General features: G+C 27.6%; 15 protein-coding genes. 13 read left to right on the top strand and 2 right to left on the bottom strand.

Translation table 11 applies throughout. From position 1 onward, the window contains the following. The first annotated feature begins 172 nt into the window (after positions 1 to 172). The 5 genes from ACTG46_RS14055 (at position 173) to ACTG46_RS14035 (ending at position 7,077) form a co-directional block, all read left to right on the top strand. The gene (locus ACTG46_RS14055; RefSeq protein WP_223152800.1) at positions 173 to 1,018 is read left to right on the top strand and encodes a glycoside hydrolase family 5 protein; all 846 of its coding nucleotides are present in this window, start codon (positions 173 to 175) and stop codon (positions 1,016 to 1,018) included. A gap of 89 nt (positions 1,019 to 1,107) precedes the next feature. Continuing rightward, positions 1,108 to 3,330 carry a glycosyltransferase gene (locus ACTG46_RS14050; RefSeq protein ID WP_479923032.1) on the top strand — a complete coding sequence of 741 codons (2,223 nt, stop codon included), beginning with the start codon at positions 1,108 to 1,110 and terminating at the stop codon, positions 3,328 to 3,330. Between the two features lie 10 nt (positions 3,331 to 3,340). Continuing rightward, the gene (locus ACTG46_RS14045; RefSeq protein WP_236877168.1) at positions 3,341 to 4,417 is read left to right on the top strand and encodes a hypothetical protein; all 1,077 of its coding nucleotides are present in this window, start codon (positions 3,341 to 3,343) and stop codon (positions 4,415 to 4,417) included. A gap of 17 nt (positions 4,418 to 4,434) precedes the next feature. Beyond that, a complete protein-coding gene (locus tag ACTG46_RS14040; RefSeq protein WP_054277238.1) occupies positions 4,435 to 5,853 on the top strand; it encodes an MBOAT family O-acyltransferase in 1,419 nt (472 codons plus the stop codon). Positions 5,854 to 5,868: 15 nt separating this feature from the next. Further along, a complete protein-coding gene (locus ACTG46_RS14035) occupies positions 5,869 to 7,077 on the top strand; it encodes an alginate O-acetyltransferase AlgX-related protein (RefSeq protein WP_054271134.1) in 1,209 nt (402 codons plus the stop codon). 160 nt (positions 7,078 to 7,237) lie between these two features. On the opposite strand, the gene ACTG46_RS14030 is transcribed toward ACTG46_RS14035, so the two are convergent. After that, positions 7,238 to 8,626, bottom strand: a complete 1,389-nt coding sequence (locus tag ACTG46_RS14030; RefSeq protein ID WP_054271133.1) for a cation:dicarboxylate symporter family transporter — start codon at positions 8,624 to 8,626, stop codon at positions 7,238 to 7,240. A gap of 339 nt (positions 8,627 to 8,965) precedes the next feature. Between ACTG46_RS14030 and ACTG46_RS14025 the strand changes: the two genes are divergently transcribed. Then, complete coding sequence (locus ACTG46_RS14025; RefSeq protein ID WP_479923031.1) at positions 8,966 to 10,300, top strand: CoA-disulfide reductase; 1,335 nt, start codon at positions 8,966 to 8,968, stop codon at positions 10,298 to 10,300. 111 nt (positions 10,301 to 10,411) lie between these two features. On the opposite strand, the gene ACTG46_RS14020 is transcribed toward ACTG46_RS14025, so the two are convergent. Then, the gene (locus ACTG46_RS14020; RefSeq protein ID WP_479923030.1) at positions 10,412 to 11,329 is read right to left on the bottom strand and encodes a ribonuclease Z; all 918 of its coding nucleotides are present in this window, start codon (positions 11,327 to 11,329) and stop codon (positions 10,412 to 10,414) included. Between the two features lie 206 nt (positions 11,330 to 11,535). On the opposite strand from ACTG46_RS14020, the gene ACTG46_RS14015 reads away from it, so the two are divergent. The 7 genes from ACTG46_RS14015 (at position 11,536) to ACTG46_RS13985 (ending at position 21,300) form a co-directional block, all read left to right on the top strand. Further along, on the top strand, positions 11,536 to 12,420 hold the full coding sequence (locus tag ACTG46_RS14015) for a DUF4846 domain-containing protein (RefSeq protein WP_054271130.1): 885 nt from the start codon (positions 11,536 to 11,538) through the stop codon (positions 12,418 to 12,420). A gap of 234 nt (positions 12,421 to 12,654) precedes the next feature. Next, entirely contained in the window at positions 12,655 to 14,475 is a 1,821-nt protein-coding gene (locus tag ACTG46_RS14010) for a bifunctional metallophosphatase/5'-nucleotidase (RefSeq protein ID WP_479923029.1), read from the top strand. A 231-nt stretch (positions 14,476 to 14,706) separates the two neighbouring features. Then, on the top strand, positions 14,707 to 15,414 hold the full coding sequence (locus ACTG46_RS14005) for a response regulator transcription factor (RefSeq protein WP_054271128.1): 708 nt from the start codon (positions 14,707 to 14,709) through the stop codon (positions 15,412 to 15,414). Continuing rightward, a complete protein-coding gene (locus ACTG46_RS14000; protein ID WP_176702456.1) occupies positions 15,408 to 16,718 on the top strand; it encodes a sensor histidine kinase in 1,311 nt (436 codons plus the stop codon). The genes ACTG46_RS14005 and ACTG46_RS14000 overlap by 7 nt, the downstream gene beginning before the upstream one ends. A 115-nt stretch (positions 16,719 to 16,833) precedes the next feature. After that, a complete protein-coding gene (locus ACTG46_RS13995; RefSeq protein WP_054271126.1) occupies positions 16,834 to 17,517 on the top strand; it encodes an ABC transporter ATP-binding protein in 684 nt (227 codons plus the stop codon). Then, positions 17,510 to 19,897, top strand: coding sequence for an ABC transporter permease (locus ACTG46_RS13990; protein WP_479923028.1), 2,388 nt, complete (start codon positions 17,510 to 17,512; stop codon positions 19,895 to 19,897). Before ACTG46_RS13995 ends, ACTG46_RS13990 begins: the two co-directional genes overlap by 8 nt. 260 nt (positions 19,898 to 20,157) lie before the next feature. Next, positions 20,158 to 21,300: a pyridoxal-phosphate-dependent aminotransferase family protein gene (locus tag ACTG46_RS13985; RefSeq protein ID WP_407964067.1), complete on the top strand. Its 1,143-nt coding sequence runs from the start codon at positions 20,158 to 20,160 to the stop codon at positions 21,298 to 21,300. Positions 21,301 to 21,322: the final 22 nt, after the last annotated feature.

Raw genomic sequence — 21,322 nt, 5'->3', positions numbered from 1 at the left:
GGGGGAGAGTAAGATAAAAAGAATAGGTGTTATTATAATATGTTTTTTAAGTATAGTGTTTGTTTGGTTTTATTTTATAATAAGAGGAAATAGTGATACAGTCACGATGCAACGAGGCATAAATATAGGTAATGCACTAGAATCACCCAAAGATTTTCCTTGGGATGTAAAAATGTCAAATAAATTTTTTGATGATATAAAAAATGCAGGTTTTGATACAGTACGTATACCTGTAAGATTTTCTGATTATACATCAACTTCTAAAGATTTTAAAATTGATGAGGAATTTTTTAAGAAAATTGATGGATATATAAACTATGCGTTGGATAAAGATTTAATAGTTGTGTTGGATTTGCATCATTTTGAGGAAATTATGAAAGAACCAGAAGTTAATAAAGATAAGTTTTTAAAAATATGGCAACAGATAGCTAATAGATACCAAAGATACGATAAAAGATTGGTATTTGAATTGTTAAATGAGCCTAAAGAAAACCTATCTTCGCAGTTATTAAATGAATACATTAAAGAAGCAGTAAATATAATTAGAAAAACTAACCCTAAAAGAACCATTATAGTTGGACCATACAATTTCTATCAAATTGATTATTTAAATGAATTAAATATTCCTAAAGATTCTAATATAGTAGTTTCTTTTCACTATTATGAGCCAAATGATTTTGCATTCCAAGGAAATATATACCACAAGGGCTTTGAACACTTGAGCAATATTACTTGGGAAGGAACCGATGAACAAATGGAGTATATAAGAAAAAGGTTTGATATTGTGGAAAATTGGGCAAATAAAAATAAAGTAAAGGTTTTTCTGGGTGAATTTGGAATAACAAAAGAAGCACCAGAAGCTTCAAGAAAAGCTTGGGTAAAAGCTGTAAGAAAAGAGGCTGAAAAAAGAAATTTTTCATGGGCTTATTGGGAGCTTGCTTCTGGATTTGGAATATATAATCAAACTGAAGGGACTTGGGATAAAGATATGTTAAATTCATTAATAGAAAAGAGATGATTTTTGTGAAAAAAAATTCAAAGAAAATACTTATAACTTTAACTATCATTACTAATATCATATATATTTTTTGGAGAATTTTTTATACAGTGCCTAAAGAAAAGGGGATGTTTGCATTAATATGCGCTATAATACTTCTTTTTGTAGAGATACTAGGAATGATGGAAATGTTTGTACATTATTATGGTATGTCAAATATTGAGTGTCCTGAAAAGCCAATTATAAGTGAAGAGCTTTATACACATGTGGATGTATTCGTTGCAACATATAACGAATCTGTTGATTTAGTGAGAAAAACTATAAATGGATGTATCCATATGCAATATCCAGATAAGAAAAAGGTACATATATACATATGTGATGATGGAAATCGTGAAGAAATGCGTATTCTAGCAGAAAAAATGGGGGTTAATTATATAACTAGAACGGAAAGAGAAGGAGCAAAAGCTGGGAATTTAAATAATGCAATGAAACATACAAACTCTCCTTTGATTGTTACATTTGATGCAGATATGATACCAATGCATGATTTCTTGATTGCTACAATACCATACTTTTTGAAAAATGAGCAAGCTAAAAAAGATGGAAAAGAAGAGGAGTATGAAAAAGTTGGTTTTGTGCAAACGCCACAAAGCTTTTATAATCCAGATTTATTTCAATTTAATCTGCACTCTGAAGGTAGAATTCCAAATGAGCAGGATTATTTTTATAGAGATATTCAGTTGGCTAGAAACAGAACAAATTCTGTAATTTATGGTGGTAGTAATACTGTTATTTCAAGAGAAGCTTTAGAAGAAGTTGATGGATTTTATACTAATTCCATTACAGAAGATTTTGCAACAGGTATATTAATTCAAAGCAAGGGGTATAGATGTTATGCTATTCCAGAAGTACATGCATCAGGTCTATCTCCTACTGACTTAAAAAGTCTTATTAAACAACGTGAAAGATGGGCACGTGGGTGTATACAAACTGGTAGACGACTAAATATTTTATTTAGGAGAGGTTTAGGTTTTTGGCAGAAAATAAGTTATATTTCTTCAATTACTTATTGGTATGCAAGTATAAAACGATTTGTATATATAATGGCACCTATATTATTTTCTGTATTTAATGTGATTGTAGTAAAATGTACACTACTTCAAGTATTGGTATTTTGGTTACCTATGTATATTCTAAGTAGTTTATCTCTTAAAATATTTTCTCAAAACATAAGAAATACTAGATGGACCAATATATATGAAACTATAATGTTTCAGTCTTTAATGCCATCAGTGATACTCGAAACGTTTGCAATATCCAAAAATAAATTTTCAGTCACAAATAAGAATAAGTTAGAAGAAAATAAAATGTATAAGTTTTTACAGGGTATCCCGTATTTTATTTATATAGTGTTATCTATAATAGGAATTTTAAAAATGTTTATATCAATATTTAAAATAGGTTCAATGACATATTCAGTCGTCTTGTTTTGGCTAATAGGAAATCTTTTCAATCTTGTTATGGCTACTTTATTTATATCAGGAAGACAACAATTAAGAAAGTCTGAGCGTTATGTTGCTGAAATTGAATTTAAGTTAAAGCAAAATTCTTATGTACTTTCTTCAAAGACAATCGATATATCAGAAAATGGATTTGCATTTTTGTTAGATAAGCCAGAATATATTTGTCCAGAAAAAGAGTTTGAAGTAGAGTTTAGAGAAAAATCAGGAAATGAGACGTATATAGCTAATATGAAAGCAAAGATTGTTAATGTTGTAGAAGTAAGTTCAAAATGGAAATATGCAGCCTATATTACACATATTGAAGATAATGAAGTAGATAACTGGATGTGTATTGTTCATGATAGAATACCTACTTTACCAATGACAATATCTAATCAACTAGGTTTCTTTGATGACTTGCAAATTAATGTAAAAAAACGTATTGAAAAAGCTAGAACATTATCACGAAGAAGTCCAAGAATCAATATGAATTTTCATATGGATGTGGAAAATATAGGCAAATTAAGAATGGTAAACTTTAATTATCAATATGTATTATTAAATTTTGAGAATAAAAATATTTATCCTAAAGAAGTAACATTGGAAATTAATGAAAATATTGTGTTAGAATGTGATTTATGTGAGGGCAAAACCGATGAAAGAGGTATTTTATATAAAGTAAATAACATTGACAGTATAATGCAAAATTTCTTTTTAAGAAATGAAATGATGGATTGGATATTACAAAATAAGACAGTTGTTGTTTCAGAACCTAGTAAAAAGAAAGAACAGAGTAATGATGAGTTTGAACCCATGGAATATATTTAGGAGAGATGAGATGAAGACTTTAAAAGTGTTTTTTTGTTCTGTGAAATATCTTATTTTGGTGTTTGTTTTTTTAATAAATGCTACTTTTATAAGTTCAGCAACGAGTGACAAAATATTAGATTTATCTTTTAAGAAGATAGATAATGACCTAAGTTCTAAGATTATACATGAAGATAGAAGTATAAAAATAGAAACAGATAGTTCTAAAAATGATAAGGAACATTATTTATATATTTATCAAAATATAAAAGAAAATTGGAGTATGTACCATAATTTTTATATTGAGATTCAAAATAAAAACAAAAGTTCTCAAAGAATAAATTTAAGTATACAAAGTAAGAATATGCTTGAGTTTAGGTTAAAAGAAGGAAGTGAAGTATTTTTTGAAGATAAAAATATAATATATTCAGATAGAATAAAAGATGGATGTATAGAAGTGCCAGGAGAGTTTGATGGTAAAATCTATGTGAATTTTAATAGTTTTATAAATGATAAGGATAATATATTACTGGATTCAAATATGCTATCAAATGTTGTCAGTTGGGGGATTACATTTATCCCATCTGATGAAGAACATAATGTTATTGCTATAAAAAAGTTATCTTTATTGGTTGAGGAGCAGTTAGAATCTTTGCATAACATTAAAATAATTGGTGATGAAGAAGTACAAATACCTGTATTGGGTCAAAGTATAAGTCAGTACGAGGTGCTAGGTCTTGAAAGTAATTCAAAAATTAAGTATTCTCTTACTGAAAAACAAGATAATGTAAATATATCTCAAACAGGTAAATTAACATTAAGTAATAAAGCTAAACCAGAACAAATTATTTTACAAGTTAATGTTGATGAGAAATTTAAAGTTGGAAAGAAAATAAAATTGACTCAGTCTTGGAGTATTAATCAAAAAGATAAAGATGGTGTTCCATATACATTAGTATCTCCTAAACAATCACCAACAGTACAAGATATGAAAAAGATAAACTTTATGAACAATATTATAATATTTATTCAAATTTTATTTATATCTTTAGTAATAATATGTTTTGGAATATATTTGTATTGGAAAAAACGCTCAAAAACTAAGTAGAGAGAGGAGGTTTGAGTGTGTTATTTTCAAGCTTAATTTTTTTATTTTATTTTCTGCCAATAACTTTAGTATTGTATTATATGTTTAGATTTAATCGAACTATACAAAATATGATATTGCTTGTTGTTAGTCTATTTTTTTATGCTTGGGGAGAACCGAAATTTGTTGTTATTATGGTAGCTTCTATAATAGTGAATTACATATTTGGTTTACTAGTAGATAGATATAGGGAAAGTAAAATAAAAGTAAAAGTTTTTTTAGTTTTAATGTGTGTATATAATATAGGTGTTTTATTTATATTTAAATACCTAGCTTTTGCACTAAGAAATATTAGTGAACTTATTAGTACTGAGTTGACTATACCTAGTATTGTTTTACCTATAGGAATTTCATTCTTCACATTTCAAGGGATGTCTTACGTTATAGATGTTTATCGTAGACATGGAGATGTTCAAAAGAATCCTTTTTATGTGGGGCTTTATATAGCTTTTTTTCCACAATTAATAGCAGGGCCTATAGTTAGATATGAAAGTGTAGCAGAACAAATTCATAATAGAAAAGAAACTTGGAACAAGTTTTCCATTGGGACTTGTAGGTTTATAACAGGTCTAGGTAAAAAAGTATTAATTTCAAATAATATGGCTATAGTAGCAGACTATATTTATACCATGAATAGTCAAGGAGAAATAGCTACATCACTTGCATGGCTTGGTTCCATAGCTTATACCCTGCAAATATTCTTTGACTTTTCTGCTTACTCAGATATGGCTATAGGTCTAGGTCTTATGTTTGGATTTAAATTTGAAGAAAACTTTAATTATCCATATATATCAAAATCAATTACTGAATTTTGGAGAAGGTGGCATATTTCTTTAGGAATGTGGTTTAAGAGTTATATCTATTTTCCGCTTGGAGGCTCTAGAGTGGCAAATAAAGATATTATGATTAGAAATATGTTTATAGTATGGTTATTTACTGGAATATGGCATGGAGCAGAATGGACATTTGTAATATGGGGAATTTTAAATTTTGTTTTCTTAATTATAGAGAGATTTATAATGCTTGAAAAAATTGAAAATCGTAATTTTATAAAGCATGTTTACACGTTATTAGTAGTTAATTTTGGGTGGGTATTATTTAGGTCACCTAATTTAAAAGAAGCATATAATTATTTTAAAGCTATGTTTGGAGGAAATGGAGCCATATGGAGTGATTATACATATATGTTTTTGAAAGAATACTGGATTTTCTTTATATTTGCATTTATTTTTAGCATGCCTATTGCGAAGAAAATCAATAAGTTTGTTGTTGAACAGGCTAAATACAGTATGCTATTTAATGTGTTTTATCCAATATCGGCAATTTTATTATTCTTTATTTCTGTGACATATTTAGTAACTGGAAGCTATAATCCATTTATTTATTTTAATTTTTAGTTAAGGGGGAAAAGTATGAATAGATTTTTTAAAGTAAGATTAATAACAGCAATCATATTCTTAATTGTTTTATTCGCTTTCTCTATCTTTAATATTTGTTATTCTGGAAAAGATATGATACAGGAAATAAAAAATTCAGTTGCTGAGAAAAGTAGTCTAAAAGATACAATATCATCTATTGATAATACCGTAAATGATAAAGTAATATATAAAAACACATTTATTGAAACTTATGGATATTTACAAAAACTAATGGGTAAAAATGAGTTTTCAAAGTTTAGTGTTGTGAAGGATACTTCTGGGAAGATGCATTATACATATTTTGCTAAAGCTCCAAATCAAGTTGGAGTACTAGCAGATAGGGTGAGAAAATTCTCTGAGGAGATGAACAAACAAAACACTAAATTAGTTTATTTAATGACTCCAGATAAATATATAAAAGGAGTGACAAAATTTCCAAAAGGGATACCTTATTCTTATAGCAATGAGACTGCAGATAATTTTTTAAATCAACTAAAAAAGTACAATGTCGACTATATTGATTTTAGGGAAAGTATTTTAAAAAGTGGCATTCCAAAAGATGATTTATTTTTTAAAACAGACCATCACTGGAAAGTAGAAACTTCTTTTTGGGCGTTTGGTGAACTAGTTGAACAACTTAATAAAAAATACAGTATGAATTTAGATGAAAATCATTATTATAGAGATAAGGATAATTATAATTCAATTGTATACCCTAAATCATTTCTTGGTTCTATGGGAAGAAAGACTGGTATTTTGTATGGTGGTATAGATGACTTTACATTGATTTATCCTAAATTTAAGACTGATTATACTTATTATACAGATTCTAAGTCACAGAAATTTGAATTAAAAGGAAGGTTTGAAGAGAGTCTGATATTGTCATATCCTTTTAATGCAGACCTTAATTTAATGGATGGTCAATCTGATAAGTATTTTACTTATTTATTGGGAAATAGACCATTAGTTAAAATAAAAAATATAGAAAATCCAGAAGGATTAAAAGTGCTATTTGTTAAAGACTCTTTAATTGTACCAACAGCCGCATTCTTTTCTTCTGTTTGTTCAACTATAGATATGATAGACCCTAGATATTATGATGGAGATATTTTGGAATATGCAAAGTCTCAAGACTATGATTTTGTTTTTATATCTGTATATCCTCAAAATCTTACAAAAGAATTCTTTCCATTTTGTGAGTAAATTTGTAAATAAAATAAAAAATAAATGGGAATGCCTCATGAACTTTTTAGTTCATGAGGCACTCTTTTTTAGATGAAATCAAATATATTTTTATTATTTCAACAATGAAAAAGAGGCTTATCTCTATTTTGAGACAGCCTCATTTATTTTCATGCTTATTTTAAGAAATATTTTTTTTACTAAATACTTCTTTATCGACTTTTCCAAGTGATTTTCCTACAGTAATTGATGATACCATAGCACCATTAACATTTATCATTGTACGTCCCATATCTAATATAGGGTCTATTGCAAGGATTCCACCAACTAATGGAAAATAAGAGCCAAGGCCAACTCCAGATATAACAACTGAAACTGCCATTGTAGCAGTTCCTGGAAGTCCTGCTATTCCAAAAGAACTAATTGTTATAACTATTAACAACATAACATAAAAGCTTATGTCCATGTTTACGCCAGCCATATTAGCAAGTGTAACAGCCATTAAAGCAGGATATATACCTGCACAACCATTCATACCCATATTTGCACCTAGACTTGCTGTAAAGCTTGATACACCCTCATCAACTCCATGATTTTGTACTAAGCTTTCTATCGTTACAGGCAATGTTCCTAAACTAGAACGCGAAGTAAATGCTAGAAGCAGAGCTTCTGTTGAATTTTTTATATAAGTAATGGGATTTAGTCCATTTAAAGTTATAAAAATTAAGTGTATAACAAATAATACCGCAACTGATATATAAAGTGCTAATATAAAATGTAAAACAGATACTATTGAGCTAATACCTTGTGAAGTTATTGTATTTGCAAGTAGGGCAACTACAGCATAAGGCATAAATTTGATAACAGTCATAGATACACTTACAATTATTTTGTAAGATGCTTCTATAAAATCTATAAATGGTTTTATCGTTTCAGAATGTTTTTTGTTTAATCTTTTTATTGATGTAGCTATAAATGTAGCAAATATTATTGTAGCTACGATATTTCCATTTGCCATAGCCATTACAGGATTTGATGGAAGTAATCCTCTTAAAGTATCCACAAGAGAATTTATTTCTTTAAGTTCTTGAGTTCCTCCTAAAGCAGGTAGATTAACTCCTACACCTAACTTCATTATATTTGCAACTACAATTCCAACAATAGCAGCTATAGCAGTAGTAGTAAGAAGCATACCTAAAGACCTAAAAGTAAGCGTCCCAAGATTATTATCTTTCATATTAATAATTACCTTTATAATTGATAAGAAAACTAAAGGTACTACTAACATTTTTAATAAGTCCATAAATCCAGAGCCAAATAGACTATACCATTTACTTACTTCTTGTAGCCAAGTAACTTGAGTTGTATCATTAGGAAAACCAGCAAAAGCTTGAATTATAATTCCTAATATAAGTCCGAGTATTGTAGCATATATTGTTCTCAATGAAAATTTGATTTTTTTCTTTTCAAATTGCCTAACAATAAAGAATGTACCTAAAAGCAAGATTATAAAAAAAATCGTTTTAAAATCTGTAATCATAAGAAATTGTGATAAGAATGAACTTTCCAATATTTTTTCTCCTTTATCTAAAAATAAATTTTTCTAAGTCTAAATAATATCAATATATTAAAAAAATGTCAATATTATATCATAATTTACTAAAATAGAATAAATTAATTTAATTTACGTAAATGTGATTAAATACAGAAAAATAGGGTATAATATGTGTTTAAAGAATTTGACTTTGGGTAAGAAAAGATAAAATAGCTTTTGTGAAATTTGATTTCAAACAAAATGATGTGAAAAAAATAACAGCAATTTATTATAAAGATGTGTACATAGAATATATATCAAATGAAAAGCTCAAAATAAGTAAAGAAATTAATTAGACATCAAAGGAGAGATAAAATGAGAGTAATAATAATTGGAGGTGTTGCAGCTGGGATGAGTGCTGCAGCTAAATTAAAAAGAATAAAACCTGAATATGAGGTTGTTGTTTACGAAAAAACAGAGATAGTATCTTTTGGTGCTTGTGGATTGCCATATTTTGTTGGTGGATATTTTGATGATGCTAATGACTTATTAGCAAGAACACCTGAAAAACTTAGAGAATCTGGAATTGATTTAAATATATTTAAAGAAGTTATTGAAGTTGATAGTGAATCTAAAAAAATAAAAGTAAAAAATATAAAAACAGGTGAAATACATGAAGATTACTATGATAAATTGATGATAGCAACTGGGGCAAGAAGTATTATGCCTCCTATAAAAAATGTAGAATTGAAGAATGTTTCTATGTTAAAAAGTTTAGATGATGGAGAATATTTAAAAAAGATTTTAAGTGACAAAGAAAATAAAAGAGTTACAATAATAGGTGCTGGATTTATAGGATTAGAAGCAGTTGAGGCATGTAAGAAGTTAGGCAAAGATGTACATGTAATTCAATTGGAAGATAGAATATTACCTCAAGTATTTGATAAGGAAATTACAGATGTTTTAGAGGAAGAAATAAGAAGACATGATGTTAAATTGCACTTGGATGAAATGGTTGTAGAGCTGTATGGAGAAGATAAAGTAGAAAAAGTTATAACAAATAAAGGAGAAATAGATACAGATGTAGTAATAATTGCTACTGGTGTTAGACCTAATACAAAGTTTTTGTCAAATACTAATATAGAAATGCTAAAAAATGGAGCTATAGTAGTTGATGAGTATGGAAGAACTTCTGTAAAAGATATATACTCTGCGGGTGACTGTTCAACCATAAAGAATATAGTAAGTAATGAAAATGTATATGTACCTTTAGCAACTGGAGCTAATAAATTAGGTAGGATAGTAGGAGAAAATCTAGGAGGAAGAGAAGTTTCTTATCAAGGTTCACTATCTTCAAGTTGTATAAAAATTATGGATATGGAAGCAGCTTCAACTGGAATTACAGAAAGACAAGCTAAAGCTTTAGGTATAAATGTTAAATCTAAATTTATTTCTGATTATAATCAAACTCATTATTATCCAGGAAGAAATAAGATATATGTAAAACTTGTTTATGATGCAGATACAAAAGTTATTTTAGGAGGACAAGTGGCTGGGTTTAAGGATGCTGTACAAAGAGCAAATGTATTGGCAGCTGCTATTTTTGGAAAAATGACCACAAATCAGCTTGGAATGTTAGACTTGTGTTATGCTCCTCCATTTGCAAGAACCTGGGATGTGTTAAATGTGGCTGGAAATGTATCTAAATAATATTATTTAGATTATAGCCAACAAGTAATTGAAGGAATGAATTTACACGAAAATATTTCTATAAATGTAAAATTCATTCCTAAGTTTTTGTTAATAAATATAAATAGATATTTATTCATCAAAATTTAAGTGTAGGCTTAGCCTATCTTCTCCAAGAATTGTATTTTCAAAAACATTAGTGGCATTTTCTAAGTACATATTAGGCATATCTAATGATGGACTAAAATGTGTTAATAAGAGTTGTTTAACATTTCCTAGTTTTGCAAGATTTGCAGCTTCTCTAAAAGTCATATGTTTGTTTTTAACAGCTTTTGATATATCTAAATCATCGCCATACATAGCTTCACATATGAATAAATCGCTATCTTTTATAAAGCTTGGTATTGATTCTATAGGTCTTGTATCAGTCGTAAGACTTATTTTAACGCCCTTTCTTGATTCTCCTAAGACCATATCTGGAGTGTATTTTTTTGAATTTAAAACTACACTTTGACCTTCTTGGAGTTTTTTCCACAATATTTTAGGAACTTCATTTCTAGTTGCCTTATCTATATCAAATTTAGGATTTCTTCTAAAATTAAAACTATACCCTAAACACTCTATGGAGTGTTCTAAATCAATTGTTGAAATTTCTACATTTCTTAAAAACTCATTATCTAAAGTAAAATTACCTTGAGGATTTTCTATGATTTTTAAAGTATATGGTATATATTCTACTAAATTTCTCATAGAACGAATACAATCAACTATTCCAACTGGGCCAATTATAGTTAAATCACTTGTACGACCACTATTTCCAATCGTTGATAAAAGTCCTAAAAGTCCAAATATATGGTCACCATGTAAATGGGTTATACAAATCAAGTCTATATCTTTAAAGCCACATTTTTTTAGCTTCATGGATACCTGAGTGCCCTCACCACAATCAATTAGTATTTTTCTACCTTTATAGTTTATGAACACAGAAGATAGAAATCTGTTTGGCATAGGGACATTTCCACCACATCCAAGTAAAGTTAAATCTATCATTTTTTCCCCTTTCTAAAATTAACACAAATCTGTTGTTTGTTTTTATTATAATATCCTATTATAATTATTTTAACATTAAATATATCAATAAATGTATATTTGAGTCAAGAAATATTGTCAAATAGTTTTTTGTATTGAAATATATAAAAACTTTACGAGAAGAAATTGAATTTTATTTTTAGAAACATTTAAAGGAGGATAAATTAATGAAAATATTAAAGAAAATAACTATTTTGTCATTGATTACATTAACTTTGGTTGGATGTAGTAATGGAGAAAGTAAAAAAACTATTGAAGGTTCTAAGAAAACTCAAAGCTCTAAAGAAGATGAACAAGCAATAATAGTACATAAAGATGCAAATATATTGAAAGATAGGTATGAGCCACCAAAAGGTTTTAAAAGAGTGGATGTAGAAAAAGGTAGTTTTGAATCATTTCTTAGAAATACTAAGTTGAAAAATTATGGAGAAAAGGTAAAGTATTATGATGGCAGAACTAAGGAATCAAAAGGCATTTATGATAGTGTATTCGATGTTGATATTGGTAATAGAGATTTACATCAATGTGCAGATGCAATTATGCTTATGAGAGCTGAATACTTATATCAGAATAAAAGGTATGACGAAATAAGTTTTGATTTTGTCGATGGTTTTAAGGCTAAGTATTCAAAGTGGGTAGAAGGATATAGAATTTCAGTAAAAGATAGTGGTTCAAGTTGGTATAAATCAACTGAATATTCAACATCTTATGAGAGCTTTAGAAAGTTTATGGATATAGTATTTGCTTATTCAGGAACTTTATCTCTTGAAAAAGAATTGAAACCTGTAGAAGTTGATGATATGAAGATAGGAGATGTTTTTATAATTGGTGGAAGCCCAGGACATGCAAGTATAATTATGGATATGGCAGAAAATGAAAAGACTGGAGAAAAAGTATTTATGATAGCTCAAAGCTATATGCCTGCACAACAAACTCAGCTTCTTATTAATCGCAAAAACGCAAACCTAAGTCCTTGGTATAGTTTAGACTTTAAAGGTGATTTAACAATACCTCAATGGACTTTTAAAAGAGACCAATTGAAAAGATTTTAAAATAATTTTATATAAAATAAAAGAAAAATACATATGAGAAAAAATGTAATTAGATTAAAACTAATTGGATATGGACAAAATTAAATTGATAGATAGATATTAAAGGTTATGTTAATTAATCTTATGTATATTTAATATTTATCTAAAAGGTTTTATGTAAAATATAAATTTTATCTAAAGCTAAAACTAATTTGAGGAGGATAATTTATATTGAAAATTAGGAGATATTTAATTTTGGTAATTATAATTCTAATTACAACAAGTCAGAGTGTTATTTCTTATGGGCTAGAGCAAATTGAAGAAATAACTATTTTTCACACTAATGACATACATGGAAGATATGCTGAAGGTAATGAACATATACAAATAGGTAATCTAGCTACATTGAAAAAAGACACTCCAAACTCAATTTTAGTAGATGCAGGAGATTGTTTACATGGACTTCCAATAGTAAATATGGACAAAGGGAAAGAAGCAATCGAATTGATTAAGTGTGCTGGGTATGACTACATTACTCCTGGTAATCATGACTTTAATTATGGAAAAGATAGATTGTTTGAATTATCTCAAATGGCTAGTTCAGGAGAGAACAATTTAAAATTTTTATCATCAAATATCCTCAAAAATGGTGAAAAAGTATTTGATAGTAATGATATAAAAGAAATAGATGGTATAAAGATAGGATTTTTTGGACTTACAACTCAAGAAACAAAGAGCAAAACAGGATTTAAAAATGTGGAAGGATTGGAGTTTACAAATCCTATAGAGAATGCAACAGAGCAAGTAAATGAGTTGAAAGGAAAAGGTGCAGATGTAATAGTTGCAATATGCCATATTGGTACTAATAATTTAAGTAAGCCAAATAGTATAGATATAGCAAATGAAGTCCAAGGTATCGATTTAATTATTGATGGGCATAGTCATACTAAGTTTGAAAATGGCAAGCAAGTTGGTGACACATTGATTGTAAGTACAGGACAATATCTAGAACATATTGGCGAAGTAAAACTAACACTTAATACTAGTGATATAGAAAATATAAAAATAGAAAATAAATCAGCTAGATTGATAGATAAGGAAGAAGCATTAAAATATGAATTGGATGATAGTATAAGTAAAAAGATTGATGAAATAAAAGAACATCAAGAAAAAATATTAGATAAAGTTATAGGCGTAACAAAAAATACTCTAGATGGCTCATATGAAAATGTAAGGACAAAAGAAACTAATTTAGGTAATTTAATAAGTGATATTTTACTTGATAAGACTAAGGCTGATATTTCTCTATTTAATGGAGGAAATATCAGAGATACAATAGAAAAAGGGAACATAACAAGAAGAGATATTGTAGATGTATTTCCTTTTAATAATACGATAGTTACCAAAGAACTTACAGGAGCACAAATTAAAGATGCATTAGAGCAAGGAGTAAAACTCTATCCAGAAAAGAATTCAGCCTTTTTACAAGTAGGAGGAATGTCATATTATTTTGACCCAAAACAAAAAGAAGGAGAAAAAATAACGGATATTTTAAAAGATGGAAAAACATTAAATTTGGATAAAAAGTATGTGGTTGCAACTAATGATTATATAGCATCAGGTGGAGATGACTTTAGTTGCTTTTCAAAAGAGCCAGTATTAAAGGATTTCGGAAATTTAGAGAGTATGGTAATTGAATATATAGAGTACAAAAAAGAAATATCACAAAATATAGATGGAAGAATTAGTATCAAATCTAAAAAAGAGATAGCAAGTAATAATCAAGAGAGTGAATTGATAGTAGGAGAAAATAAAGAAAATATTAGTGATAATGAAGGTAGTACATCTAATAATGATATAAAAAATTCTGATAGTTATAAAAGTAAAAAAACAGATAAAATAAAACCTATAGAGAGTTCTAATACAGGAGTATATAAAAGAGAAGCTAAAGAGAAATCTCCTAAAACAGGAGACTTAGGTTTTTCAAATAGTATGATTGTATTTATAGTATCAAGTACATTACTATACTTATTAAACTTTAATCAAATAGGTTTAAAAAACAAAAAGTCAAAATAAAAATTAATAAGTAAGAGTTAGCAAATAAAAATTTAATCTTAGACACTAATAAAAGTGCAAAGGTAATTAGTTGTATAAATACTAATTACCTTTGTTTTTTTGTGTTTAAGTATATTTATATCTAAGTGAAATCCAATTAATAATCTATAAATATTTATAAATTAATAAATAAAATGATTTTACTAGTATGATATAATTTAGCTAGTATGTATGATAATGGAGGATAGAAGGATGAATAATATATTACTTTTGGAAGATGATAAATCTTTAAATAGGGGAATTAGTTTTAAACTAAAAAAAGAAGGATACAATGTTTTTAATGCATTTAGCATAGAAGAAGCAAAAAATATTTTCGTAAAAGAAGAGATAAATTTAATTATTTCTGATATAGGTCTTCCTGATGGAAGTGGTTTTGATTTTTGCGAGGAGATTAGAAATAAAAGTGATGTTTACATAATAATGCTAACAGCCCTTGATGAAGAAGTAGATATTGTCACAGGATATGATTTAGGTGCAGATGATTATATCACAAAGCCATTTAGTTTGATGGTATTGATATCCAAAGTGAATGCACTTATGAAAAGGGTAAATACAGTAAAAAATTATACTTTATTAGTTTGTGATGATTTATTTTTTTATTATATAGAAAATAAGTTGATTATAAAAACAGATAATAAAGAAGAAGAGATAATTTTGAGTAAAACAGAAACTAAACTCTTAAGATATCTTATGGAAAATTCAATGCAGACGTTGACGAAAGAACAACTATTAGAATCTCTATGGGATAATAGTGGAAATTTTGTAGATGATAATACTATTGCAGTAAATATAAGAAGACTTAGACAGAAAGTAGAAAAAAATCCATCTGAACCTAAGTATATAAAGACAGTAAGAGGGGTTGGATATATGTGGGGGGAAAGGAGTATAAAAAAATGTTAAAAAGTATGAATCTCAAAGATAACTTCAGTATGAGAGATGATTATATAATGAGAAGAGTTATTGGATGTTCTGTTTTATCTGTGCTAATAATAACACTTATGTTTATACTCTTTGAATACAATAGATTACATAAATTATATGAATATCAAATAAAAAACACCCAAAGTATTGTAGGGGTATTGATTGATAAATATCCCAATGATGAAATAGATATAGTAAAATCTATTTACAATTCTGACTATAGTAAGGTAGATATTGGAGAAAAAGCATTTAAAAAATTTGGATATGGATTAGAAAATAAAATGTCAAATGATAAAAATTTTGGACTGTACTTAAAATCTTTTTTTAGAGAATCAGTTCTTGTTTTTTTAGTAATGTTTATAGTTGTTACAAGCATAATCTATTATTTTATAAGATACATAAATAAAAGATTGAGTAAAATTTACTTTATAGTAGATAAGATGTCACAAGAAAATTACTTGAAAGACACTACTGACCTAGAAGATACTGGTTATCTAGTAGAGTATAATGAGTATTTTAAAGAAGGTACATTTAGCAAAATAAATAACTGCCTATATGAGCTGAATAGAAGCTTAAAGATAAAATTTATTAAATTGGAGAAAGAAAAAGAGAGTGTGAAATCATTAGTAACAGATATCTCTCATCAACTAAAAACTCCTTTAGCATCATTAAAATTGTATAATACATTGCTTATAGAAGAAGAATTAGATGAAGACGAAGCTCAAGAATTTCTATTAACTAACAAAAATTCTATAAATAAATTAGAAAACTTGATAAACTCTTTGGTTAACATATCAAGACTAGAGATTAGTATGATAAACATAAAAAAAGAAGATAATGATATAAAAAATACCATTTTAAATGCTATAAAAAGTGTAGTGCCTAAAGCTAAGATTAAAAACATAACATTAAATATAAATGAATTCGATAGTAGAATTATACCTCATGATAAAAAATGGACTGAAGAGAGTATTTTCAATGTATTAGATAATGCTGTAAAATATACACAAATAAATGGAGAAATAAACATCTCTGTAGAAGAAACTGTTAATTATTTTAAAATTATAATAGAAGATAATGGTAGTGGGATTAAAAAGAGTGAGTTCAATAACATATTTAAACGTTTTTATAGAGGTATATCTGAGGAAGTTGAATCTATAGAAGGTAGTGGAGTAGGATTGTATCTAAGTAGAAAAATATTAGAAGAACAGGGTGGAAATATTATAGTTTCTTCTAAAGTAGGGGTAGGAAGCAAGTTTTCTCTGTTTCTTACAACTATGTAATATTAAATGAAAGGAAAATGTAAGCCTCTACATTTATTATATAAGTATAAACAGCTCCAAAAATAAAACGTAATAAAAAATGGAGTAATATAACTTAGAATGAGAGGATAATTTTATGAAAATACTATATACTGAAAACTTATCAAAACATTATGGAACAGGAGAGAGCTTAGTAAGAGCTTTAGATAATGTCAACTTAGAAATAAATGAAGGTGAATTTGTTGCAATAATAGGAAAATCAGGTTCTGGAAAAAGCACTCTTTTACATATGATTGGAGGTCTTGATATACCTACATCTGGGAATGTATATATAGATAATAAAAACATATTTACATTAAAAGAAGAAGAACTTGCTGTATTCAGAAGAAGAAAAATAGGATTTATATTTCAAAGTTATAACTTGATACCATCTCTTAATGTGTGGGAAAATGTAGTGTTACCAATTGGTCTAGATAGTAGAGAAGTAGATGAACAATTTATAAAAGAGCTTTTAAAATCATTGGGACTTGAAAATAAACACGATGTTTTGCCAAATACATTATCAGGTGGTCAACAACAAAGGGTGGCAATAGCAAGGGCATTAGCTACAAGACCAGCTATAATACTTGCAGATGAACCAACTGGAAACCTAGATTCTAAAACATCTGATGAAGTTATGAGTATTCTAAAGTCTATGTCTAAGAAATACAGTCAAACTTTAGTTATGATAACTCACGATGATAGTATAGCTCAAATGGCTGATAGAGTTATATTTATAGAAGATGGTAGGGTATCAAAGGTTGGTGATAAAAATGATTAATACTACTAAAATAGCAAAAAGTAATCTAAAGCAAAATAAATCAAAAAGTATTCTAATAATAATTACTATAATACTTTCAACTTTAATGCTTTCATCTATTGGAATTTATATTGTTGATGCAGGAACCTATCAGAAAGAAAATACTATAAAGTATTCAGGTAATTATCAAGGTATATTAGCTAATGCGGATGAAAAACAAGCTAATATATTGAGTAATCATGCAGATGTAGAGTTAACTGGTAAAATGAATGGAGTAGGTTTTGAGAGGTTAGAAGATGATTCAAATATTTCTCTAGCATACATGAATGAAGATGCTTTAAAATTAAATAATTTTGAGTTTGTCAAAGGGAAGTTACCAACAAAAGAAAATGAAATTGTGTTAGATAGAGGAGCTTTAAAAGCACTTGGTTATAGTAACAAAAACTTAGGTGAAAAGATAAAAATATCTTATAATGATTATAAAAGCGATAAAAGAATTGAAAAAGAATTCATTATAACTGGAATTTTAAAAACTAGTGAAATATCTGAAGCAGGTAAATTTTATTCAGCTATTATATCAGAAACATATATGAAAAATACTAGAGATATGTCACAAGAAGATTTTAATATATATGTGAAATTAAATGATAAAAGTAATTTATCGATAGAACAAGCAAAATCAAAATTAAATAAGGTTGCTAATGATATAGGATTGGATACTGTTAATGTAGCTGTAAATGAAAATTATATAAATGCTTTAAAACCTGATATGGAAACAATTATGGGTGGAGTATTTGTAGGGCTAGTAATTGTATTGTCTAGTATTTTAGTAATATACAATATATTCTACATTTCAATTGTTACGAAGGTTCAAGAATTTGGAAAGCTTAGAGCAATTGGTGCGACTAAAAAACAAGTAAAAAATATAGTATTTAAGGAAGGTTTTATCTTAGCAGGGATAGCAATACCAATAGGAACAATCTTAGGATATGCACTTTCAAATATTATAATAAAATCAGTTATGGATATAGATATAAAATCATCACAATTACCAGTTATATTATTGGTTATAATAATAAGCTTTATGTCTGTTGTGTTATCACTTTTAAAGCCAATGAAAGTAGCATCAAAAGTATCTATAGTTGATGCAGTAAGATATACTGGAAATAAAATAAGTAATAAAAATAAGAGAAAAGGTTATAAAAATATAAATTTAAAGAGATTATCACAAGCTAATTTAGAAAGAAATAAAAAACGTACTTACATGACATTGGTATCTCTTATATTGAGTGGAACTATATTTATAACAGTATCAACTGCTTTAGAAAGTTTTGATGCTGAAAAGATGGCAAGAGCAAATTTTCCTTATGACATAGAGGTTAGACTTGCTGGTTATGAAATGGATAGTGATAAAAATCCTAAAAATAATTTGAATATTTTGCAAATGAATAATCCTTTAAGTAAAGACTTTTTAAATCAAATAAAAGATATAGAGGGAATTAAAAAGATAGAGTCTGCAAGAAGTGTAAAGGTTGGAATGGATGATTATGATGTTGAATTTAAACATGACCTTTTACAGAGTATAGATGAAAATGATGTCAAAGCATTAAATAATAATTTAGTAGATGGAAAAATAAATTTTGAAAGACTGCAGACAGGAGATGAAATAGTAATTACTCATGTTGATACAGCAAAAGAAATGGGAGTAAAGGCAGGAGATAAAATAAAATTAACTCTATATGATGGAGATAAAATAATAAAAAAAGAATTTAAAGTTCAAGCAATAGCTATGGGGTCTCCAAGCTTTGGCATAGGAAAAGATTTTATAGATAGAACTTTGAAACATGATTCAACAAGTAGTTTAGGAATATATACAGAAGAAGGAAAGTATCAAGAAATAAAAGATAGTATAAAGAAAATCGCTAAATCTAATGGTTTTTTAGAGACAGATTTTTTAGATAGTAGAGTAGAATCAAATAAGGCTGTTATTTCATTTATAAAGATAATGGGATACACTTTAACAGGTATAATAGGTGTGATTGGATTTATGAATCTTGTAAATACAATGATAACTAGTATAGTTACTAGAAAGAAAGAACTTGGTATGCTTCAAGCTATTGGTCTTACTAATAAACAATTAGTAAAAATGCTTAACTCAGAAGCTATATATTATACTTCTAGAATGATGATAGGAAGTATTTTATCTGGAGGAATATTAGGATACATTGCTGTTATATTTCTAAAAAAGACTGGATTATCTTATGCAACATATGCTTTACCAATAGTACCAATCATATTGATGGCTGTATGTATTCTTATAGCTCAATTTATAACAACATATTTAATAGGAAAAAGTTTCAATAAAGAATCACTTATTGATAGAGTAAGATATAGTGAATAAAATATGGATATTTAATGGGTAGTTTTTAAGTAATAAAAAGAAGAATATAAAAAGTTAAGTAAATAGATTAAAATATATAGATACAGAGTAGATATTCTAAAATGATATTTGCTCTGTATTTTATTGTGCAATGTCTAATAGAGGAGATTGTTTATAGGGGAAATGTATTGGTACAATTTTAAAAAAACATAAAATTGTACCATATAAAATGAAAATTTTGTATAATAATCGTATAGAAAATAAAAAGGAGCTGAATATATATGAACAATAAAATTAATTATGCACCAGGACCAACAGAAACTAGGGAAAATGTAAGATTAGCAAGAGCAGAGAAGACAACAAACCCAGATATAGATGTTGATTTTGTTGAATTTTATAAAAAGACATGTGAAAAGTTTGGTAATATAGTTGGTACAAAAAATGATGTTTACATATTGAGTGGAGAAGGTATATTAGGGCTTGAAGCTGCCTGTGCATCACTTACAGAAAAGGGAGACAGAGTCCTTGTAATTGATAATGGGATATATGGAGAAGGTTTTAAAGATTTTGTAACAATGTATGGTGGAGAGTATGTGCTTTTTTCAAGTAAATATACTAAAAGTATAGATGTTGATGAATTAAAGGCATTTTTAGATAAAGATAGTAACTTTAAGTATGCAACAGTTGTACACTGTGATACTCCAACTGGTGTATTAAACGATGTAAGTAAAATATGCCCATTACTTAAGGCATATGGAATATTAACTGTAGTTGATTCTGTAGCAGGTATGGTTGGAGAGAGATTAAATGTAGATGAATCTAAAATAGACATAATATTAGGTGGTTCGCAAAAAGCTATCTCTGCACCAGCAGGTCTTACTATAGTTGGGATAAGTAAAGATGCAAAAAATTGTATAAAGAATAGAAAAACGAATGTAACAGGTTTTTATTGCAATTTAAATATATGGGAAGGTTATTATGAAAAAAAATACTTTCCTTATACAATGCCAATAAGCGACATAATAGGTCTTGATAAAGCTCTTGATAATATATTAGAAGAGGGAATAGAAAAAGTATTAGATAGACATGAAAAAATAGCTTATAGTGTCAGAAAATCTATTGAGGAATATGGTCTAGAATTATTTTTAGAAGAAGGGTATTCTAATACAGTCACAGCTATAAAAATTCCTGAAAGTATAGGAGCTTTAAAACTTACCAAATACATGCTTAAAAATTATAATACGCTTGTTGCAACATCATTAAATCAATACATGGACACTATTTTAAGAATAGGTCATATGGGAGAAAATGCTAATCTAAACAAAATAGAACATATACTAAATATTTTGGATAAAAGTTTAAATACATTAGGATTTAAAGGAAATGGAAGTTTATTAGATTTATTTAATAAGTATTATTTTTAATAGTTAGACAAGGGGGATGAAG

Source organism: Clostridioides sp. LIBA-7678 (assembly GCF_056716065.1).
The sequence above is the reverse complement of the archived record's forward strand: the minus strand, read 5'-3'. Positions and strand labels throughout refer to the sequence as shown.